A 17,721-nucleotide genomic window follows, 5' to 3' on the forward strand; every position below is an offset into this window, starting at 1 on the left:
GGGGTCTTCGGAGTACGGGCCATGAACGGAATATGGCCCGAGTCCGGGGATGGGAAAAGGGGTCAAGGGTGCAAGGCGCTTTTCAAAATTGCTTGCACCGGGTCCCCTTTGATTGCCGTGCATCCGAAGACAATCGGCGTAACATGCTTGCATGCCCTCCCTCTCCCCGCCATGATCCGCGCCCGAACGGCGCCGCTTCGGCACGAGCGCCGCGCCAGGAAACGCGAGGCAGGAGAAGAACATGACGACGGGCAGCCGGCTCAAGGGCAAGACGGCGGTGATCACGGCCGCGGCGCAGGGCATGGGCCGGGCGGCGGCGCTCGCCTTCGCGGTCGAGGGCGCGCGGGTGATCGCGACCGACATCGCGCTCGACAAGATGGCCGATCTCGCCGGCGTGCCGGGCATCGAGACCGAGCGGCTCGACGTCACCGATCCGGCCGCGATCGCCGCCTTCGCGGCCGCGCATCCGGACGTCAACGTGCTGTTCAACTGCGCGGGCTTCGTCCACAACGGCACGATCCTCGACTGCACCGAGGACGAGTTCGACTTCGCCGTTTCGCTCAACGTCCGCTCGATGTACCGGCTGACCAGGGCGCTGCTGCCGGCGATGATCGCGCGCGGCGGCGGCTCGATCATCAACATGGCCTCGGTCGCCTCGTCGATCATCGGCGCGCCGAACCGCTTCATCTACGGCACGACCAAGGCCGCGGTGATCGGCTTGACCAAGTCGATCGCGGCCGATTTCGTCGCCAAGGGCATCCGCTGCAACGCGATCTGCCCCGGCACGATCGAGAGCCCGTCGCTGGAGGACCGCATGCGCGCGCTCGGCGATTATGACGAGGCGCGCAAGATGTTCCTGGCGCGCCAGCCGATGGGGCGGCTCGGACGGCCGGAGGAGGTCGCCATGCTGGTCGTCTACCTCGCCAGCGACGAATCCTCGCTGACCACGGGCCACGCCCACGTCATCGACGGCGGCTGGACCAACACCTGACCGTCCCCGCTTCGCGCCCACGCCGCCCACGGACATCGGCCGTGACCGATCGGCGCGGGTCGCGCCCTCGCCTTCCGACGCCGGCCGTGGCAATGCTGCGCGGCCGCTCTCCGAACCGGGATCACCTGGCCATGCTGCGTTCCGAACTCAACGAGATCATCCGCGCCGGCGAAGACTTCATCGCCTCGTTCGGCTTCAAGATGCCGCCGTTCGCGGCCTGGTCGCCGGCCGACTGGCGCGCCAACAAGGACCGCGCCGGCGCGATCATCGGCCCGCGGCTCGGCTGGGACATCACCGACTACGGTTTCGGCAGCTTCACCAAGAAGGGGCTCCTGCTGTTCACCGTGCGCAACGGCACGCTGGACAACCTCAAGCGCGGCACCGGCATGGTCTACGCCGAGAAGATCATGATCAGCCGCGCCAATCAGCTGACGCCGATGCATTGGCACAAGATGAAGACCGAGGACATCATCGTCCGCGGCGGCGCGCCGCTCGAGGTGAAGCTCTACAATGTCGCCGCCGACGGCGTCTCGATCGACCGCGAACGCCCTGTGACGGTGATGTGCGACGGCCTCGCCCGCACGGTCGCCCCCGGCGGCACCGTGGTGCTGGAGCCCGGCGAGAGCATCACGCTCGAACCCGGCCAGGCGCACGCCTTCTGGGGCAAGGACGGCGACTGCCTGATCGGCGAGGTGTCGACCGTCAACGACGACGAGACCGACAACTACTTCCTCGAACCGGTCAGCCGCTTCCCGAGCGTGGAAGAGGAGGCCGAGGCGTATCGGCTGATCGTGCCGGATTATAAGGGGTTGTGAGGGACTTCGGGTCGAGCGGCGCGATCCGTCGAACGATCCGTCACCCGAGCGAACGCTACCGAAACGGCCGCTGCGGCGTTAGATCCACACGAGGATCAACGCAGCCGGAGCCGCCGTCATGCCGCAACTCGTCGATGGAAAGTGGGAGACGTCCGACGTCGCCGCCTCGGAGATGAAGGGCGGGGCGTTTCATCGCGAGGCGACCAAGTTCCGGTCGTGGATCACCGCCGACGGGCGTCCCGGGCCGGACGGACAGCCGGGGCTGCCGGCGGAGGCCGGGCGGTATCGGCTCTATGTCGCCTATATCTGCCCGTGGGCGAGCCGGACGCTGATCTGGCGGGCGCTGAAGGGGCTCGACGACGTGATACCGATCACGGTCGTCAATCCGATCCTCGGCGACGACGGCTGGACCTTCCTGGAGCCGGACGGCACGTCGCGCGAACCGCTCTACGGCGCGAACTTCCTCTGGCAGATCTACACGCGCGCGGCACCGACCTACACTGGCAAAGTCTCGGTGCCGGTACTCTGGGACGCGCGCGAGGAGCGCATCGTCAACAACGAGTCCTCCGAGATCATCCGGATGCTCAATTCGGCCTTCGACGGCCTCACCGGCAACCGGCTCGACCTCTATCCGGCCGATCTGGCGCCGACCATCGACGCCTGGAACGCGCGCATCTACGACGACGTCAACAACGGCGTCTACAAGGCCGGCTTCGCCAAGACGCAAGCCGCCTATGAGGCCGCCTTCGACCGGCTGTTCGCCGCGCTCGACGATCTGGAGGCGCATCTCGCCACGCATCGCTACATCGCCGGCGAGTGGCTGACCGAGGCGGATTTCCGGCTGTTCGTGACGCTGATCCGCTTCGACGCCGCCTATCACGGCGCCTTCAAGTGCAATCTGCGCCGGATCGTCGACTATCCGGCGCTGTCGAACTATCTGCGCGAGCTCTACCAGTATCCGGGCATCGCCGAGACCGTGAACATCGACCACATCAAGACCGGATACTATTCGCTCCGGCACATCAACCCGACCATGATCGTGCCGAAGGGCCCGGCACTCGACTTCGGCGCGCCCCACGATCGTGGCGCCCTGCCCGGCCGCGGCATTCGCGTGCGCGAAGGCTGAGGCCGGGCCGCCCGCACCGATCGCCCCGGCTCAGAAGCGCGCGAAGGCGGCTTCGAGCCGGGCGAGGAAGGCCTTGGCCTTGTCGTCGGTCATCCGGTCCATGTCGTGCAGGGTCATCATCCGGAACGAGGCGCCGCGGGCGACGAAGTTCATGATGCCGCGCTTCAGGAGCTTGCGCACCGGATCGCCCATCCAGAGCCGCGCCACCCACCAGGGCGAGCCGGTCGAGGAGACGACCCACAGCGCGCCGATGTGATCGAGCTTGGGGATCAGCCGGCCGCCCGCGCGGTCGTGCTCGAAGGCGACACCAGGGGCGAAGACGCGATCGAAAAAGCCCTTCATGATCGCCGGCATGGCGAACCACCATTGCGGAAAAATCAGCACCAGCTTTTCGGCCGCGCGCAGGCGCTCGACATAGCCGGTCACGTCCGCGCCCGGCTGATAGGGCTGCGCAAAGTACGCGCGCCGCTCGGCCGCGGTCAGGCGCGGGTCGAAGCCGTCGCGGTAGAGGTCGATCACGTCGACCTCGTCCTTGCGGCGCTCGAGCACCGCGCGCACGCGGCTCAGCGCCGCCTTGGCGAAGCTGTCGTCGAGGGGATGGGCGACCACGATCAGGACACGCAAGAGCACCTCCGAGGCGATGCCGAACGAAGAGCGGATCAACCCGGATCGGCGTCGGCCGTTCCGGTCTCGATCCTCGAAGCCGCGTCCGGCAAGGGGCCGACCAGCATGGTCTGTTCGACAAAATCGGCAATCGTTTGAATATCGTCGAGGTGAAACAGCGGCAGACCGCTCGCGTCGGTGCCGACGTGGCCGGGCTCGGCTGTGTCGCAGGCGATCGCGAGGATCGTCGGGTCGCCGGGGGCGAGCGCGGCGTCGCGTGAGGCGCCGGCGCGACGCACTTCGAGCTTCGGGAAGGGTTCGGTCTTGTAGCCCTCGACGATAACCAGGTCGACGGTCGCGAGCCTGGCGGCGATGTCGCCGAGCGGCGGGGCGCATCGCCGCGCAGCTCGCGCATCACCGCCCAGCGCCGGCCGCCGACCAGCGCGACCTCGACCGCGCCGGCCTCGCGATGCCGATGGCTGTCGCGGCCGGGCTCGTCGATATCGACGTCGTGGTGGGCGTGCTTGATGGTCGAGATCCGCCGGCCGCGGCGGGTCAGTTCGGCGACCAGACGCTCGACCAGTGTGGTCTTGCCGGCGTTCTTCCAGCCGATGACACCGAACAGGCGGTTTTGCGCCGTCATGCCGAGCGGTCCGAGACAGGCAGGTGGGCGCCCGGCGGCAGCGAACAGACGCGGGTCACGCGATGCGATCCGGGTTGGCGTAGAGCGTGAAGCGGCCCTCGCGCGCGAAGGCGGCGAGGCCGACGCCGGCCTCCTCGGCGAAGCGGATCGCCAGCGCCGTCGGCGCGGAGACCGAGGCGATCAGCGGCGCGCCGAGCGCGGCGGTCTTGTGCACCATCTCGTAGGAGCAGCGGCTCGACACCACGACGAAGCCTGCACCGGCATCGATCCCGGCCCGCGCGATCGCGCCGGCGAGCTTGTCGAGCGCGTTGTGACGGCCCACGTCCTCGCGCACGAGCAGGATCTCGCCCTCCGCCGAGGCGAAGCCCGCGGCATGGACGGCGCCGACCTCGCCGTTCAGGATCTGCCGCTCCGGCAGGATCCGCATGGCGCGGAACACGGCCTCCGCCGCGAAGCAGGCCGATCCGCCGACGCGCGCGATCGGACGCAGCGCCTCGGCGATGCTGTCGACGCCGCACAGGCCGCAGCCGGTGCGGCCGGCGAGATTGCGCTGGCGCGCGCGCAGCGCCGCGAAGCGCTCGGCCGCCACACTGAGCCGCAACTCGAAGCCGGTCGGCAGCGCCTCGACTTCGACGTCGTAGAGCTCGTCGGCGGTCGTGAGCAGCCCCTCGGTCAGCGAGAAACCGAGCGCAAAGTCCTCCAGATCGGCCGGCGAGGCCATCATCACCGCGTAGGAGAGGCCGTTGTAGACCAGCGCGATCGGCTCCTCGCGCGCGACGATCTCCTCGCGCGTCTCGGCGCCGCCCGCGGTGATCCGCCGTGCGGCGACCGCCAAGGAGCAGGAGGCGGCGCTCTGGGCCGGATCAGCCACGGAAGGGGCTCGGCTCACAACCTGGGGCGCAGCTTGGAACGTGACTTGAATAGGGGCGGACCCGGACATGACGCTTCCCGTTCTTGCCGTTTCTCGAAGGGGATACCGCTCACCCCTCCGGGCTTGCGCGAGTTTAGCCCGGAATGCCTGGCCCGTCAGCCGCTCCATACCGGACCGTTGCAGGTATGCAATCGATGCGAGCGAGCGGCCTGCGCTATCGAAAACAACAGAGCGTCGATCAATTTTCTGCCAGCATCCACAGGATTTACTCATCGTTAAATCGGTGCACTCGGGGGCATTAACTGGCGATTCACGTCGTTAATCGAGAGCCGCTTCACAACGACGGCTTCCGATCCCATAGATCAAGCGCATCACGTTTCCACGGATACCTGAGGCGGGACCATGCTCCGCGCGTTCATTAAGAATAAGGCGGGCAATGTCGGGATCACCTTCGCCCTGGCGGTGGTTCCGCTGGTGATGGCGGCCGGCGCGACCGTCGACTATAGCGCGGCGTCGGCGCAGCATGATCGAGCGCAGCAGGCGCTCGACCGAGCGGCGCTCGCGGCCGGCAAAGACCTCGGGCTCGTGTCCCATGCGGTAATCGAGACGAACCTGCGCCGCTACTTCGCGGACTTCTACCAGCCGCCGAACGGCACCACCGCGTCTGTGACCCAGATCACCATCGACGACGCATCGGGCAAGGTCAGCGCAGCAGGCGACATCACCACCAAGACCGCGTTCCTCGCCATCGCGTCGATCCCCGAACTGGTCTCGAGCCTCGCCTCCGAAGTGGTGGTCGGCTCCGCCGATCTCGATGTCGTTCTGGTGCTCGACACGACCGGATCGATGCAGGGCTCCAAGCTCTCCACGCTGCAATCGGCGGCCAAGGACCTGGTCGACGTGCTGCTCGGCATGAACACGAAGACGAGCGTCACCGACCGCGTGCAGGTCGGGATCGTGCCGTTCGCCGCCGCGGTCAACGTCGGGCCGCAGTTCGGGCCGGTCTATGCCGGCACGACGCGCACGTCGAAGGGAACCGGCGCGGGCTGGCTCGACGTCAACACCCAGTCGCCGATCCATACCGAAAACTGGAGCAGCGGCCTCACGGACAACCGCTTCGATCTGTTCGCGGCGCTTGCCGCCGCCAATCCGTCCAAGGCGGCACAGCTGAGCTGGGCCGGATGCGTGGAGTCGCGCCCCTATCCGCACAGCGTTCACGACACACCGGCGACGAATGGCGATCCGAAGTCCTGGTTCGTGCCGATGTTCGCGCCGGACGAGGCGAACTATTACAGCTACTGGTGGAACTACAGCAGTCAGTATTTCGACAACACTTATCTCAGCGACAACGGCAGCCAATGCTCCGGTAACGTCTCCTATTCGACGGTCGGCGGCATTCAATCGGCGCAGGGTCGCACCTGCAAATACAAGCAGAATACCCGCCTCTACGGATCGACCTTCGACGGCGGCTTCGGGCCGAACTACTCCTGCACCTCGAAGCCGATCCTGGCGATGACCCGTGACAAATCCACGCTCTACAACACCATCAACAGCCTGGTTGCGGCCGGCAACACCAACATCCACGAAGGCGTGATGTGGGGCTGGCGGGCACTGTCGCCGGAGGCGCCGTTCACGGAGGGCCGCACCGGCACGAAGCTGCGCCCGGTGCGGCGGATCATGATCGTCATGACCGACGGCGAGAACACCTACAACACCGACACGACCTTCAACGCCTCGACCTACGCCGCCTACGGCTATGTCGCCAAGGGCCGGCTCGGCACGACGTCGAACAGCAGTTCGACGATCAAGGCCAGGCAGGACGCGCTGACCGCCGAGGCCTGCAGCAACGCCAAGGGCGAGGGCGGCATCACGGTCTATACGGTGGGCTTCACCGTCACTGCGGCCGACACGATCCAGATGCTCGAGACCTGCGCGAGCGGCTCGAGCTACTTCTTCAAGGCCGACAACAATGCCGCTCTGGTCGCCGCCTTCCAGGCGATCGGCAACCAGATCACCCAGTTGCGCGTCGCGCAGTGAGCCCGCGTCCGGCCCCCGGGCACGGGACCGGTTTCGGGGGGCTCACTCGATGACGATGCGCGGCGCCGGGCGGCCGACCGTGCCGCTGTCGAGCTGGCGCCAGACCTTGTCGGCGATCTCGCGATAGAGCCGGGCATGGACGCCGTCCGGTTCGGTCACGACGATCGGCAGGCCGGCGTCGGCGCGCTCGCGGATCGGCATGGCGAGCGGCACCTCGCCGAGGAACGGCACGCCGAGCTTCACCGCCTCGTCGCGGGCGCCGCCATGGGCGAAGATGTCATGGCGCGTGCCGCAGTTCGGGCAGACGAAATAGCTCATGTTCTCGATCACGCCGAGGATCGGCACACCGACCTTCTCGAACATGCCGACACCGCGACGGGCGTCGATGAGCGCGAGATCCTGCGGCGTCGAGACGATCACCGCGCCGGCGAGCGGCACCTGCTGGGCCATGGTCAGTTGCGCGTCGCCGGTGCCGGGCGGCATGTCGACGACGAGTACGTCGAGCGTGCCCCAATCGACCTCGCGCAGCATCTGGGTGATGGCGCTCATCACCATCGGCCCACGCCAGATCATCGGCGTCTCCTCGTCGACGAGGAAGCCGATCGACATGACCGCGACCCCGTAGCCGTCGAGCGGCTCGAGGATGCGGCCGGACTTCAGCTTCGGCTTGCCCTTCAGCGAGAACAGCTTCGGCATCGACGGGCCGTAGATGTCGGCGTCGAGCACGCCGACCTTGAGGCCGAGCGCCTGCAGGCCGAGCGCCAGATTGGACGCCGTCGTCGACTTGCCGACGCCACCCTTGCCCGAGGCGACCGCGATGATGTGCTTCACGCCCGGCAGTCCGGGCTTGGCAGTCTGCTGCGGACCGGGCGCGGGGCGAGCCGCCGGCGCAGCAGCCGGAGCCGCAGCGCCGCCCTTGGCGTCGGCCGTCAGCGAGACGACCGCGCCCTCGACGCCGGGGATCGCCTTGACCGCGTCCTCGGCCGCCTTGCGCAGCGGCTCCAGAGCGCCGGCGCGGGCCGGATCGACGGCGATCGAGAAATAGACCTTCGAACCGTGGACGACGATCTCGGACAGGACGCCGCTCGCGGCGAGCGGCGTGCGGCCATCCGGGCCGGGGATGCGCGCAAGCCGCTCCAGGACGTTTTCGCGAGTAACGGACATGAGGCTCGGCTCCTGACGGTCGGGGCGCGCGTCGATCGCGCGGGCAAGCGGGGATAGGCTGGTTCCTTCTCCCCGCGCGATATACGCCCTCGGCCCGAACCGTCAATGTCCGCGGCGACGCGGGACTACTGCGCCGTCCAGCCGCCGTCGATCGGGATATCGGCGCCGGTGATCGAGCTTGCGAGGTCGCCGGTCAGGAACACGGCGAGTGCGGCGACTTCCTCGACCGTGACGAACTTCTTGGTCGGCTGGGCTTCGAGCATGACGTCCTGGATCACCTGCTCGCGCGTCAGCTTGCGCGCTTCCATCGTGGCCGGGATCTGCTTTTCGACCAGCGGCGTCCAGACGTAGCCCGGCGAGATGCAGTTCACCGTGACGCCGAAGGTGGCGAGTTCGAGCGCGACGGTCTTGGTCAGGCCGGCGATGCCGTGCTTGGCGGAGACATAGGCCGACTTGAACGGCGAGGCGACAAGCGAATGCGCCGAGGCGGTCTGGATGATGCGACCCCAGCCGCGCGCCTTCATGCCCGGCACCACGGCGCGGATCGCATGGAAGGCCGCCGACAGGTTGATCGCGACGATGCGGTCCCACTGTTCGGGCGGGAAGTCTTCGACCGGAGCGACGAACTGGACGCCGGCGTTGTTGACCAGGATATCGACCGAGCCGAAGTCGCGCTCGGCGTCGCGGATCATCGCCTCGATCTCGGCCGGCTTCGACATGTCGGCACCCGAATAGAGACAGCGGACGCCGAAGTCCGTCTCGATCGCCTTGCGGATCGTCTCGATCTCGGCGGCATCGCCGAAGCCGTTGATCATCACATTGGAGCCGGCGGCCGCGAGGGCGCGGGCGACGGCGAGGCCGATGCCACTGGTCGATCCGGTGACGACGGCGTTGCGCTTGGTCATGTCGAGGTTCCTTCTCCGGTTCGGGCGCCCCACCGACGCGATTTCGCGGATGCGAAAGAGAATAGGTCCGACCAGCAGCCCGGCCAGCAACGCTTCAGCCGGCCATCCATGCGCATCGAGCATGGCTCGGCAGGGAACCGGGTGAAGCGATGTCAACCGAGCAGGGCGGCGAAGGGCACGAAGGCGAGCCGGTCGCCGGGGGCGACGGCGGTCAGATCGGGGCCGAGTTCGACGAGCCCGTCCGTCTCCGTCAGAGACGAGACGATGCCGGCGCCGTCGACCGCGTAGCGGCGGGCGATCGGCAGTCCCTCCCCGTCGCCGGTCAGGCTCACACGCAGAAACTCCGTCCGGCCCGGCTTGCGGCTCATCGTAAAGTCGGCAACGACCGGCAGCGGGATGGGCGGCGCCCACGTCTCGCCGGCACGGGCGGCGAAGAGGCCGCGCGCGATCCGGGTCAGCGTGACGAAGACCGCGACCGGATTGCCCGGTAGACCGACGAAGGCGGCCGTGCCGATCGTGCCGAGCGCCAGCGGCTTGCCGGGCTTGATCGCGAAGCGCCAGAAGTCGATCCGGCCGACGCGCGCGACCGCAGCCTTCACATGGTCGGCATCGCCGGCCGAGACGCCGCCGGAGGTCACGATCAGATCGTGGTCGACCGCGGCGGCGAGCGCGGCCGCAAGCACTTCGGGGTCGTCGGGCAGGATGCCGAGGTCGTCGACTTGGGCGCCGAGCCGGGCGGCCCAGGCGAGGATCATGACGCGGTTGGCGTCGTAGAGCCGGGCCGCCGCGAGCGGCCGTCCGGGCTCGACCAGTTCGTCGCCGGTCGAGAACACCGCGACGCGCAGGCGCCGGCGCGCGACCACATGACCCGCGCCGGCCGCGGCGGCGAGCGCGAGATCCTGCGGCCGCAGGCGGCGGCCGGCCGGCAGCACGATCGCGCCCAGTTGCCGCTCCTCGCCGACGGGGCGGCAGTTCGCGCCGGGGCGCAGGTGCGAGGACAGGCGGATCCGATCGCCGTCGACGACGACATCCTCCTGCATGCAGACCGTATCGGCGCCCGCGGGCAGCGGCGCGCCCGTGAAGAGGCGCACCGCCTCGCCCGGCCCGACGGCGCGCCCGGGCGCCTCGCCGGCCTGCACCCGGTCGACGACGCGAAGGCCGTCGGCCGTCGCGAGCGCCAGATCGGCATGGCGCAGCGCATAGCCGTCGACGGCGGCATTGGTGAAGGGCGGGATCGCGACAGCGGCGACGACCGGCTCGGCGAGCACGCGACCGTCGGCGGCGAAGAGGGCGAGCGTCTCGGTCTCGGCGACCGGCGCGACGCGCGTCCGGAACCGGGCGAGCGCCTCGTCGATCGAGAGCAACGCCCCGCCGTGGGCGAAGCAATCGTCGGAGAACTCGGACATGGTGGCCGTACCATAACGATGCCGCCGAGCCCGACAAGCCCGGCCGATCCCACGCTGCGGCCAAGGCCGATCTCAGCCCTTGCACCTCTGCCCGGTGCCGTGCCGCGGAGCCTTGGCCCCAAGGCTTCGCTCGTTGTGAAAGGGAACGCTCGGGAACTTCAGCGTCGGCGCTGCGTTCTATTCCTGCTTCCGGCGACCGGAAGACGACAGGGTCGGGTGATCGCCGACCGGTCGGGCCGACGGTCGAACCGGTATCGCGGGATGCGCGTGGCGTGCCCCGTTTCAAAAGCCAAGGACAGGTCAGTCGCGGTTTGCACGTCGCTCGACGTGGGTTTTTGCACGCCGGACTTCCCCCGCCGGCGTCTGCGGAGATCGACCGCCGATCGGTCCGAGATCGAACACAAAAGGAGAGATGTCATGAGCAGCACGAGCGACAAGATCAAGGGCACCGCCAATCAGGTCATCGGCGAGGCCAAGCAGGGCATCGGCAAGGCGGTCGGCAACGATCGCATGCGTGTCGAGGGCGCCGCCCAGGAGACCAAGGGCGACGTCCAGAAGGCGGCCGGCAACGTCAAGGACGCCGTGAAGAAGGGCGTCGACAAGCTCTGACCGTCTGATCGGTGACATGCCCGGCGGGCCGCCTCGTGCGGCCCGCCGCCGCATTCGCCGCCCCCGCCGCTCGCTTTCGCGAGCGATACACGAACGGGAGCTTTTCCGGATTCTGACATTCCAGTTTCGATTCAAGGCCCGCACAAGCTGCGCGAACGGTCCTCCAGCTTGATTCCGAAGATCTGATCAGGCCTTTGATTTCGTTGGCACTTCAAACCCCTCTTCAAGTGGTCGAGCGAGGCCCTTCGCCCGGAGGATGAAGTAGCTCACCTGACCTTCGAATTGACATTTCAATTCACCTCAGACCATTGCCGGCGCGGGCCACGCTTTACGACCGCGCCGCCGCACCCGATATTTCCCGGCATGACCGACCGGCCGAACCGACGTCCCGTCTTCCTCGATCATCACTCGACGACGCCTGTCGACCCGCGCGTCTTCGAGGCGATGCGCCCATACTTTCTCCAGGCCTACGGCAATCCGCATTCGGCCGACCACGCCTATGGCTGGGAGGCGGAGCGCGCCGTCGAGCAGGCGCGACGGGCCGTCGCCGCCCTGACCGGCGCGCGGCCGGCGGAGATCGTGTTCACCTCCGGCGCGACGGAATCGAACAATCTCGCCCTGCGCGGCGCGGCGGCGGAGCTGCCGGAGGGCCGGCGCCATATCGTCACCAGCGCGATCGAGCATCCTTGCGTGGTCGCGGTCACCGAGCATCTGGAGGCGCAGGGTTTTGCGGTGACGCGCGTGCGGCCCGAACCGAACGGCGTCATCGATCCGGCGCGGGTCGAGGCGGCGCTGCGGCCCGAGACCGGGCTCGTCAGCCTCATCGCCGCCAATCACGAGATCGGCACCGTGCAGCCGCTCGAGGCGATCGGCGCACTGACCCGGCCGCGCGGCATCGTGTTCCACACCGACGCGGCGCAGGCGGCCGGCAAGGTGCCGCTCGACGTCGAGGCCGCCGGGCTCGATCTGGTCTCGCTCTCCGCGCACAAGCTCTACGGCCCGAAGGGCATCGGCGCGCTCTATGTCCGGCGCCGGCCGGGCTTCTCCATCGCGCCGCTGATCCTCGGCGGCGGCCAGGAGAAGGGCCTGCGCTCGGGCACGCTGCCCACCCCGCTGGTGGTCGGCTTCGGCGCGGCGGCGGCGATCGCGCGGGCCGAGCGCGACACCGAGGCCGCGCGGCTTGGCGGCTTGCGCGACCGCCTCGTCGCGCGACTGACCGCGAGCGGCCTTGCCTTCGCGATCAACGGCAGCCTCGACCGACGCCTGCCGCAGAATCTCGACATCCGGTTCGGTGAGATTGCCGCGATCGACCTGCTGCAGCTTCTGAAGGACGATATCGCGATCTCCGCAGGCTCGGCCTGCGCCTCGGCGACGCTCGCGCCATCGGCGACCCTGCTTGCGATCGGCCTCAACGAGGCCCAGGCCCTCGCCTCAGTGCGCATCGGCCTAGGCCGATTCACCACCGAGGCGGAGATCGACCTTGCCGCCGCTGCGCTGATCGCGGCAGTACGGCGCTTCGACGTGCCGTCGCCGTTCAGCCACAATTCAGCCACGCCCGCCTAATCGATTGCCGCAGTGCATGGACCGGGCGGGCCCGGCTGGTCCATAGTGCCGCGACGCGGGCGCGTTTCCCGCACGCCGCTCCAGCCCGAGGACAGATTCGGTTTCGATGAAGGATCCGCGCTACCCATATGCGCTCGAAATCGGCTCGGAGATCGGTGGCTACCGGATCGAGGCGGTTCTCGGCGCGGGCGGATTCGGCATCACCTACCGGGCGACCAACGACGTCACGCAGAAGACGGTCGCGATCAAGGAATTCTACATCCGCGACATTTCGAGCCGCACGGGCGCGACCGTGCTGGTCGATACCGAGATCAGCGCCGGCACCTATGATTTCGCGCTGAAGAAGTTCCAGGAGGAAGCGCAGGTCGTGGTGACGCGCTTCCAGCACCCCTACGTGATCCGGGGCGAGAACTTCGTCAAACAGAACAACACCTCCTACCTGATCATGGAATATGTCGAGGGCCTGAACCTCGAGGAGTGGCTGACCGCGCGCGGCGAGCCGCCGTCGGAGGCGCAGCTCCGGCGCCTGTTCGAGAAGGTGTTCGAGGCCGTCGACTACGTCCACAGCCGCAACACGATGCACCGGGATCTGACGCCCCGGAACATCATGATCCGCACCAACGGCGAACCGGTGCTGATCGACTTCGGCGCCGCCGGCCACGGCATCGATCGCGACCGGTCGTCGCGCATGGTCGCGCAGATGCGCTATGCGCCGCCTGAGCAGATCGACGAGGACGGCTCGGGCATCCACGGCCGCTACACGGACATCTTCTCGCTCGGCGGCGTGCTCTATCGAGCCGTGACCGGGCGGGCGCCGACCGCGCCGATGACACGCGTCGCCCGGCTCGGACGCCGCGATTCCGGCGGCATCGATCCACATGTGCCGGCGCGCGAGGCCGTGCTCGATCCGTCGAAGTACAGCCCGCGCTTCCTCGACGGCATCGATGCCGCGCTGCAGATCGACGAACGCGACCGGCCGCAGAGCATCGCCGAGTTCCGGCGCGCGCTCGGCTGGGCCGAGGATGCGGAGGCGGACGACCACGCCGACGTCACCGTGATGATGCCGCCCCGCGCCGACGACCACACGGTCCTGATGGCGCAGGACGACGGCACGCGCTTCGTCGGTCCCGGCGACGAGCCGACGAGCCTTGCCGGCGGCCCGGCCGATCCGAGCGGCGCGCCGGCGCCGATGGTCTCGCCGTTCGTTTCGGCGGCGGGCGGTGGCCGGACCGCGACGGGCCCCAGCCGGACGGATCCGAGCCGGACCGGAGCCCGAGAGCAGGTCTCGGGCGTCCAGGCGCCCTCTCCCGCCGGTTCTCCCGTCGCGCGCTCGACGGCCGCGCCGACCGCTGCTCCCGGCCTGCTCGCCGAGGCCCCTGCCCCGCGGCGCCTCCCGATCGGCAGGCTCGCGACCGCCGCGGCGGTGATCGCGCTCCTCGGCGGCGGCTTCGTCGCTGCGCCGCAGATCCGCGGCTTGCTCGGCGGGGCATCGTCGCAGGTGGTGTCACCCTTCGTGCTCGCGGCGAGCATCGACGGCAACAAGGTCACGCTTTCGGGCCATGTGCCGAGCGAGGCCGACCGCGCCATGCTCGTCGATGTCGCCGGGCGCGGCATCCAGGGCCTCGCACTCGACGACCGGCTCGCCGTCGGGGCCGGCGCGCCGACGCGGTTCGCCGAGATGGCGAAGACCGTGCTGATCCGGCTCGGCGACCTTTCAAAGGGCCGGGTCGAGCTGTCGGACAATCGCGCCCGGATCGAGGGCACGCCGATCACGCCGGAGGCCGAAGCCGCGATGCGGCGCGCCTTCGACACGCCGAGCGCCGAGGGCCTGCAGGTCGAGCTCGCGCTGTCGCCGGCGGTCGCCTCGCCCTATCGCTTCACGGTCGAGCGCGGCCGTGACCGGCTGCGCCTGACCGGCTACGTGCCCGACCCGGCGACACGGACCCGACTGGTCGCGGCCGCCCGCAAGGCCGCGCCGGGGGCACCGTCGATGCCGATCTGCTGCCGGCGGCGGGCGCGCCGCCCGGCTTCGCCGATCAGGCCGCGGCGCTGCTGCCGGTCGTCTCGGAGCTCGCCGAGGGTGCGAGCGCGCAGCTCGACGGCCGCCGCTGGCGCATCAGCGGGCTCGCGCCCTCGCCGGAGGTGCAAGCGCGGCTGTCGACCGTGGTCGCCGATGGCCTGCCCGGCGGCGGGGTGGCCGAATTTACCGTCACGGCGCCGCCGGTATCACCGTTCGACTGGGCGGCCCAGATCGACGACACCGCGATCGTGATCACCGGGCATATTCCGAACGCCGCGGCCAAGCAGGGGCTGGCGGCGACCGCGGCCCATCTCTGGCCGGATCGGCGGATCGACGACCGCACCGTCGTTGCCGACGGCGCGGCGCCCGGCTTTGCCGCCGCGGCCGGGATCGCGCTCGGCGATCTCGCGGCCCTGGCGCGCGGTCGCGTCTCGCTGGTCGATCGCGCTTTCACCATCGAGGGCACGGCGCGCACCCCGGAGGCCTATGCCGCGATCGGGCGGTCGCTTGCCGGACTGCCGGCCGGCTACAGCACCTCCGACGCCAAGCTCGAGCCGCCGGTGGCCTCGCCCTATCTCTCGGCGATCAAGGTCGAGGGCGGCGAGATGACGCTCGCCGGCTACATGCCGTCCGAGGCGGCCCGCGCCGAGATCCTCGCCAACACCGGCAAGACCTTCCCCGGCCGCGTCACCGACGGCACGACGGTCGCCGCCGGCGCGCCGGAAGGATTCCCAGCCGCCGTCGCCTGGGGCGTCGGCATCGCCGGGCGGCTGACACAGGCCGAGATCTCGCTGCGTGATGCGGCGATCAGCGTGACCGGCAAGGTGAAGGCGCTCGACGATATTCCGGCGCTGCGCGGCCTCGCCGCCGCGCCGCCCGCCGGATTCACGATCGCCAGCACGGCGATCGGCGGCCGCACCGATGTCGCGGCGACGGATTGCGACCGGCTGGCGCTGCCGCCGAGCCATCCGGATCGGCCGCAAGGCGTTGCCGGCGTCGCGCTCGATGCGATCGATGTCGCAGCCGCCCTGCCGGCCTGCGAGGCGGCCCTCGCGGCGGCGCCGGACGTCCGGCGTTTCGCGACGGCGCTGGCAACGGTGAAGTTGAAGCAGGGCGACGCCAAGGCGGCTGCAACGCTGCTGGCGAGCGCGAGCGCGGCCGACGATCCGACGGCGACAGCACGGCTCGCGGCCCTCAAGCGCGACGGGCTCGACGGGCCGGCGGATCCGAAGGCGGCGGCGATGCTCGCCGCCCGCGCGGCGGACGCCGGCGATCCGCTCGGCATGACCGTGCTCGCCGGACTGGTCGAACAGGGCCTCGGCGTGCCGGTCGATCGCGCGCGCGCCGCCGATCTCTATGGCCGCGCCGCCGCCCGCGGCGACCTCGACGCCCTGACCGCGCTCGCCCGTCTGACCGAGATCGGCGCCGCCGGTCCGGCCGATCCGGCGAAGGCGCGCGACCTCTATGCGCGGGCGGCGCGCGGCGGTTCGCCCTTCGCCATGCATGCGCTCGGCCGCATGCTCGACAAGGGTCTCGGCGGCTCTGCCGATGCCACGGAAGCGCTCGACTGGTATCGGCGCGCCGCCGACACCGGCCGGCCGGAGAGCATGGTCGCGGCCGGGCTCATGCTCGCCGAGGGCCGCGGCCGGCCCGCGGACGCACACGCGGCCGGCGCTCTGTTCGAGAAGGCGGCCGCGCTCGGCGAACCCGCCGCGATGTACGAGCTCGGCCTGCAGGCGCTCGACGGCCGCGGCCGGCCGAAGAGCGAGGCGATCGCGGTGCAGTGGTTCGAGCGCGCCGCCGCGCTCGGCCTGCCCGAGGCGATGGGCCGGCTCGGCTTCGTCGCGCTCGCAGGCATCGGTCCAGGAACGGGCGCGAGCCCGGACTTCGCCCGCGCCCGCCTCTGGTTCGTGGCCGGAACCAAGGCGGGGACCCCTTGTCGCACTACGGGCTGGGCGTGATGGCCGAGGCCGGGCTCGGCCAGGACGCCGACCGGGTGGCGGCACTGCGCAACTATCAGGTCGCCGCAGCCGCCGGCCTGCCGGTCGCCATGGTGCGGCTCGGCCTGATGGCGGAGGTCGGCATCGGCCGCGCGCCGGATCTCGCCGCCGCCGCGGACTGGTATCGCAAGGCGGCCGAGGCCGGGGATGTCGACGCCGCGCTTCGACTCGGCCTGCTGCTCGCCCGCGATCGCGGCGACTCGGGCCGGGTCGCCGAGGCCCGGCGCTGGCTGGAGCAGGCCGCGAGCCGCGGATCGGCCGCCGCTGCCTGGAACGCCGCCGTGCTGATCGACCAGAGCCGTGCCGAAGCCGATGCGCCGCGCGCGGCCGATCTTCTGCTCGCGGCCTTCGCGGCCGACGAGCCCAACACCGTCGATGCCCTGTCCGGCGACATGTCCGGCTTCACGGACGCGACCCGACGCGCGCTGATCGTGCGGCTGAAAGCACACGGCAGCCTCGCCGCCGATGCGGCCGAGCGCTGGGACGAGGCGGCGCGGCGCGCGGTGATCGCCGAAGTGCGGCGCAAGGACAGCTGATCTCACCATTGGAGACCTGCCGCAGCGGCCGTTCAGCCGTCGCGACGCCGTGTCGCAACGGCATACAGGAAAAATGGAGTAAATAGCTGGTTAACTGAAATAATAGAGTTCATTGAATGCGTATTCAATTTAGCCACCATGACGTAATAGCTGCAGAGAAAATCTGCGGTTTTAAATGCTCTGGTTGCAGTATGCGTCATAATTAACCATATTCTCGGGTTTACTGCTCCTAATATTTCTGTATTTTCCCGCCACAAGTTATATTCCAGCCCAAATTCCTCTGCGGAAATAAGATCGATGTCCCTGAAAAGTATCGCGGTGTCGCTCGGTCTCAGCGTCACCACGGTTTCCCGAGCCCTCGCCGGATATTCCGACGTCTCCGAAGCCACCCGGGAGCGGGTTCGCCGCGAAGCCGATCGAATCGGCTACGTG

The 17,721-nt window shown here is 69.5% G+C and carries 15 protein-coding genes and 2 pseudogenes; 11 read left to right on the forward strand and 6 right to left on the reverse strand.

Annotated features, from left to right (window positions below):
• The first annotated feature begins 241 nt into the window (after nt 1-241).
• The 3 genes from ABS361_11950 to ABS361_11960 all read left to right on the forward strand — a co-directional run bounded on the left by ABS361_11950 (nt 242) and on the right by ABS361_11960 (nt 2,932).
• The gene (locus ABS361_11950; GenBank protein XBY42833.1) at nt 242-991 is read left to right on the forward strand and encodes an SDR family oxidoreductase; all 750 of its coding nucleotides are present in this window, start codon (nt 242-244) and stop codon (nt 989-991) included.
• 131 nt (nt 992-1,122) lie between these two features.
• Complete coding sequence (locus ABS361_11955) at nt 1,123-1,806, forward strand: D-lyxose/D-mannose family sugar isomerase (GenBank protein ID XBY42834.1); 684 nt, start codon at nt 1,123-1,125, stop codon at nt 1,804-1,806.
• Between the two features lie 118 nt (nt 1,807-1,924).
• Entirely contained in the window at nt 1,925-2,932 is a 1,008-nt protein-coding gene (locus ABS361_11960) for a glutathione S-transferase family protein (GenBank protein XBY42835.1), read from the forward strand.
• A gap of 30 nt (nt 2,933-2,962) precedes the next feature.
• On the opposite strand, the gene ABS361_11965 is transcribed toward ABS361_11960, so the two are convergent.
• Both ABS361_11965 and mobB read right to left on the reverse strand, forming a co-directional pair.
• Nucleotides 2,963-3,556: an NAD(P)H-dependent oxidoreductase gene (locus ABS361_11965; GenBank protein XBY42836.1), complete on the reverse strand. Its 594-nt coding sequence runs from the start codon at nt 3,554-3,556 to the stop codon at nt 2,963-2,965.
• A 35-nt stretch (nt 3,557-3,591) separates the two neighbouring features.
• A pseudogene (gene mobB, locus ABS361_11970) lies at nt 3,592-4,118 on the reverse strand (molybdopterin-guanine dinucleotide biosynthesis protein B).
• Between mobB and ABS361_11975 the strand changes: the two are divergent.
• A complete protein-coding gene (locus ABS361_11975; GenBank protein ID XBY47001.1) occupies nt 4,011-4,268 on the forward strand; it encodes a hypothetical protein in 258 nt (85 codons plus the stop codon). The pseudogene mobB and the gene ABS361_11975 sit on opposite strands and share 108 nt — an antisense overlap.
• Here ABS361_11975 and fdhD read toward each other — a convergent pair.
• Nucleotides 4,234-5,049 (reverse strand): formate dehydrogenase accessory sulfurtransferase FdhD, encoded by an 816-nt coding sequence (gene fdhD, locus ABS361_11980; GenBank protein ID XBY42837.1) that lies wholly within the window; start codon nt 5,047-5,049, stop codon nt 4,234-4,236. The two genes, ABS361_11975 and fdhD, sit on opposite strands and share 35 nt — an antisense overlap.
• Nucleotides 5,050-5,451: 402 nt before the next feature.
• Between fdhD and ABS361_11985 the strand changes: the two genes are divergently transcribed.
• On the forward strand, nt 5,452-7,086 hold the full coding sequence (locus ABS361_11985; protein ID XBY42838.1) for a TadE/TadG family type IV pilus assembly protein: 1,635 nt from the start codon (nt 5,452-5,454) through the stop codon (nt 7,084-7,086).
• A gap of 42 nt (nt 7,087-7,128) precedes the next feature.
• Here ABS361_11985 and ABS361_11990 read toward each other — a convergent pair whose 3' ends face one another.
• The 3 genes from ABS361_11990 to glp all read right to left on the reverse strand — a co-directional run bounded on the left by ABS361_11990 (nt 7,129) and on the right by glp (nt 10,561).
• Nucleotides 7,129-8,250: an Mrp/NBP35 family ATP-binding protein gene (locus ABS361_11990; protein ID XBY42839.1), complete on the reverse strand. Its 1,122-nt coding sequence runs from the start codon at nt 8,248-8,250 to the stop codon at nt 7,129-7,131.
• Between the two features lie 125 nt (nt 8,251-8,375).
• Nucleotides 8,376-9,155: a 3-hydroxybutyrate dehydrogenase gene (locus ABS361_11995; GenBank protein XBY42840.1), complete on the reverse strand. Its 780-nt coding sequence runs from the start codon at nt 9,153-9,155 to the stop codon at nt 8,376-8,378.
• A 152-nt stretch (nt 9,156-9,307) separates the two neighbouring features.
• Nucleotides 9,308-10,561 (reverse strand): gephyrin-like molybdotransferase Glp, encoded by a 1,254-nt coding sequence (gene glp, locus ABS361_12000; protein XBY42841.1) that lies wholly within the window; start codon nt 10,559-10,561, stop codon nt 9,308-9,310.
• A 417-nt stretch (nt 10,562-10,978) separates the two neighbouring features.
• Here glp and ABS361_12005 point away from each other — a divergent pair, with 417 nt between their 5' ends.
• The 6 genes and pseudogenes from ABS361_12005 to ABS361_12030 all read left to right on the forward strand — a co-directional run bounded on the left by ABS361_12005 (nt 10,979) and on the right by ABS361_12030 (nt 17,667).
• Nucleotides 10,979-11,170 carry a CsbD family protein gene (locus ABS361_12005; GenBank protein XBY42842.1) on the forward strand — a complete coding sequence of 64 codons (192 nt, stop codon included), beginning with the start codon at nt 10,979-10,981 and terminating at the stop codon, nt 11,168-11,170.
• A gap of 363 nt (nt 11,171-11,533) precedes the next feature.
• Nucleotides 11,534-12,733, forward strand: coding sequence for a cysteine desulfurase family protein (locus tag ABS361_12010; protein ID XBY42843.1), 1,200 nt, complete (start codon nt 11,534-11,536; stop codon nt 12,731-12,733).
• A gap of 106 nt (nt 12,734-12,839) precedes the next feature.
• Nucleotides 12,840-15,005: a protein kinase gene (locus ABS361_12015; protein ID XBY42844.1), complete on the forward strand. Its 2,166-nt coding sequence runs from the start codon at nt 12,840-12,842 to the stop codon at nt 15,003-15,005.
• Nucleotides 14,927-16,714 carry a tetratricopeptide repeat protein gene (locus ABS361_12020; GenBank protein ID XBY42845.1) on the forward strand — a complete coding sequence of 596 codons (1,788 nt, stop codon included), beginning with the start codon at nt 14,927-14,929 and terminating at the stop codon, nt 16,712-16,714. The genes ABS361_12015 and ABS361_12020 overlap by 79 nt, the downstream gene beginning before the upstream one ends.
• The gene (locus ABS361_12025; protein XBY42846.1) at nt 16,690-17,289 is read left to right on the forward strand and encodes a hypothetical protein; all 600 of its coding nucleotides are present in this window, start codon (nt 16,690-16,692) and stop codon (nt 17,287-17,289) included. The genes ABS361_12020 and ABS361_12025 overlap by 25 nt, the downstream gene beginning before the upstream one ends.
• Nucleotides 17,290-17,586: 297 nt before the next feature.
• Nucleotides 17,587-17,667 (forward strand): annotated as a pseudogene (locus ABS361_12030) (hypothetical protein).
• The last annotated feature ends 54 nt before the right edge of the window (nt 17,668-17,721 follow it).

The sequence above is a fragment of the Ancalomicrobiaceae bacterium S20 genome (assembly GCA_040269895.1).
Classification (GTDB): Bacteria; Pseudomonadota; Alphaproteobacteria; order Rhizobiales; family Ancalomicrobiaceae; genus Methyloraptor; species Methyloraptor flagellatus.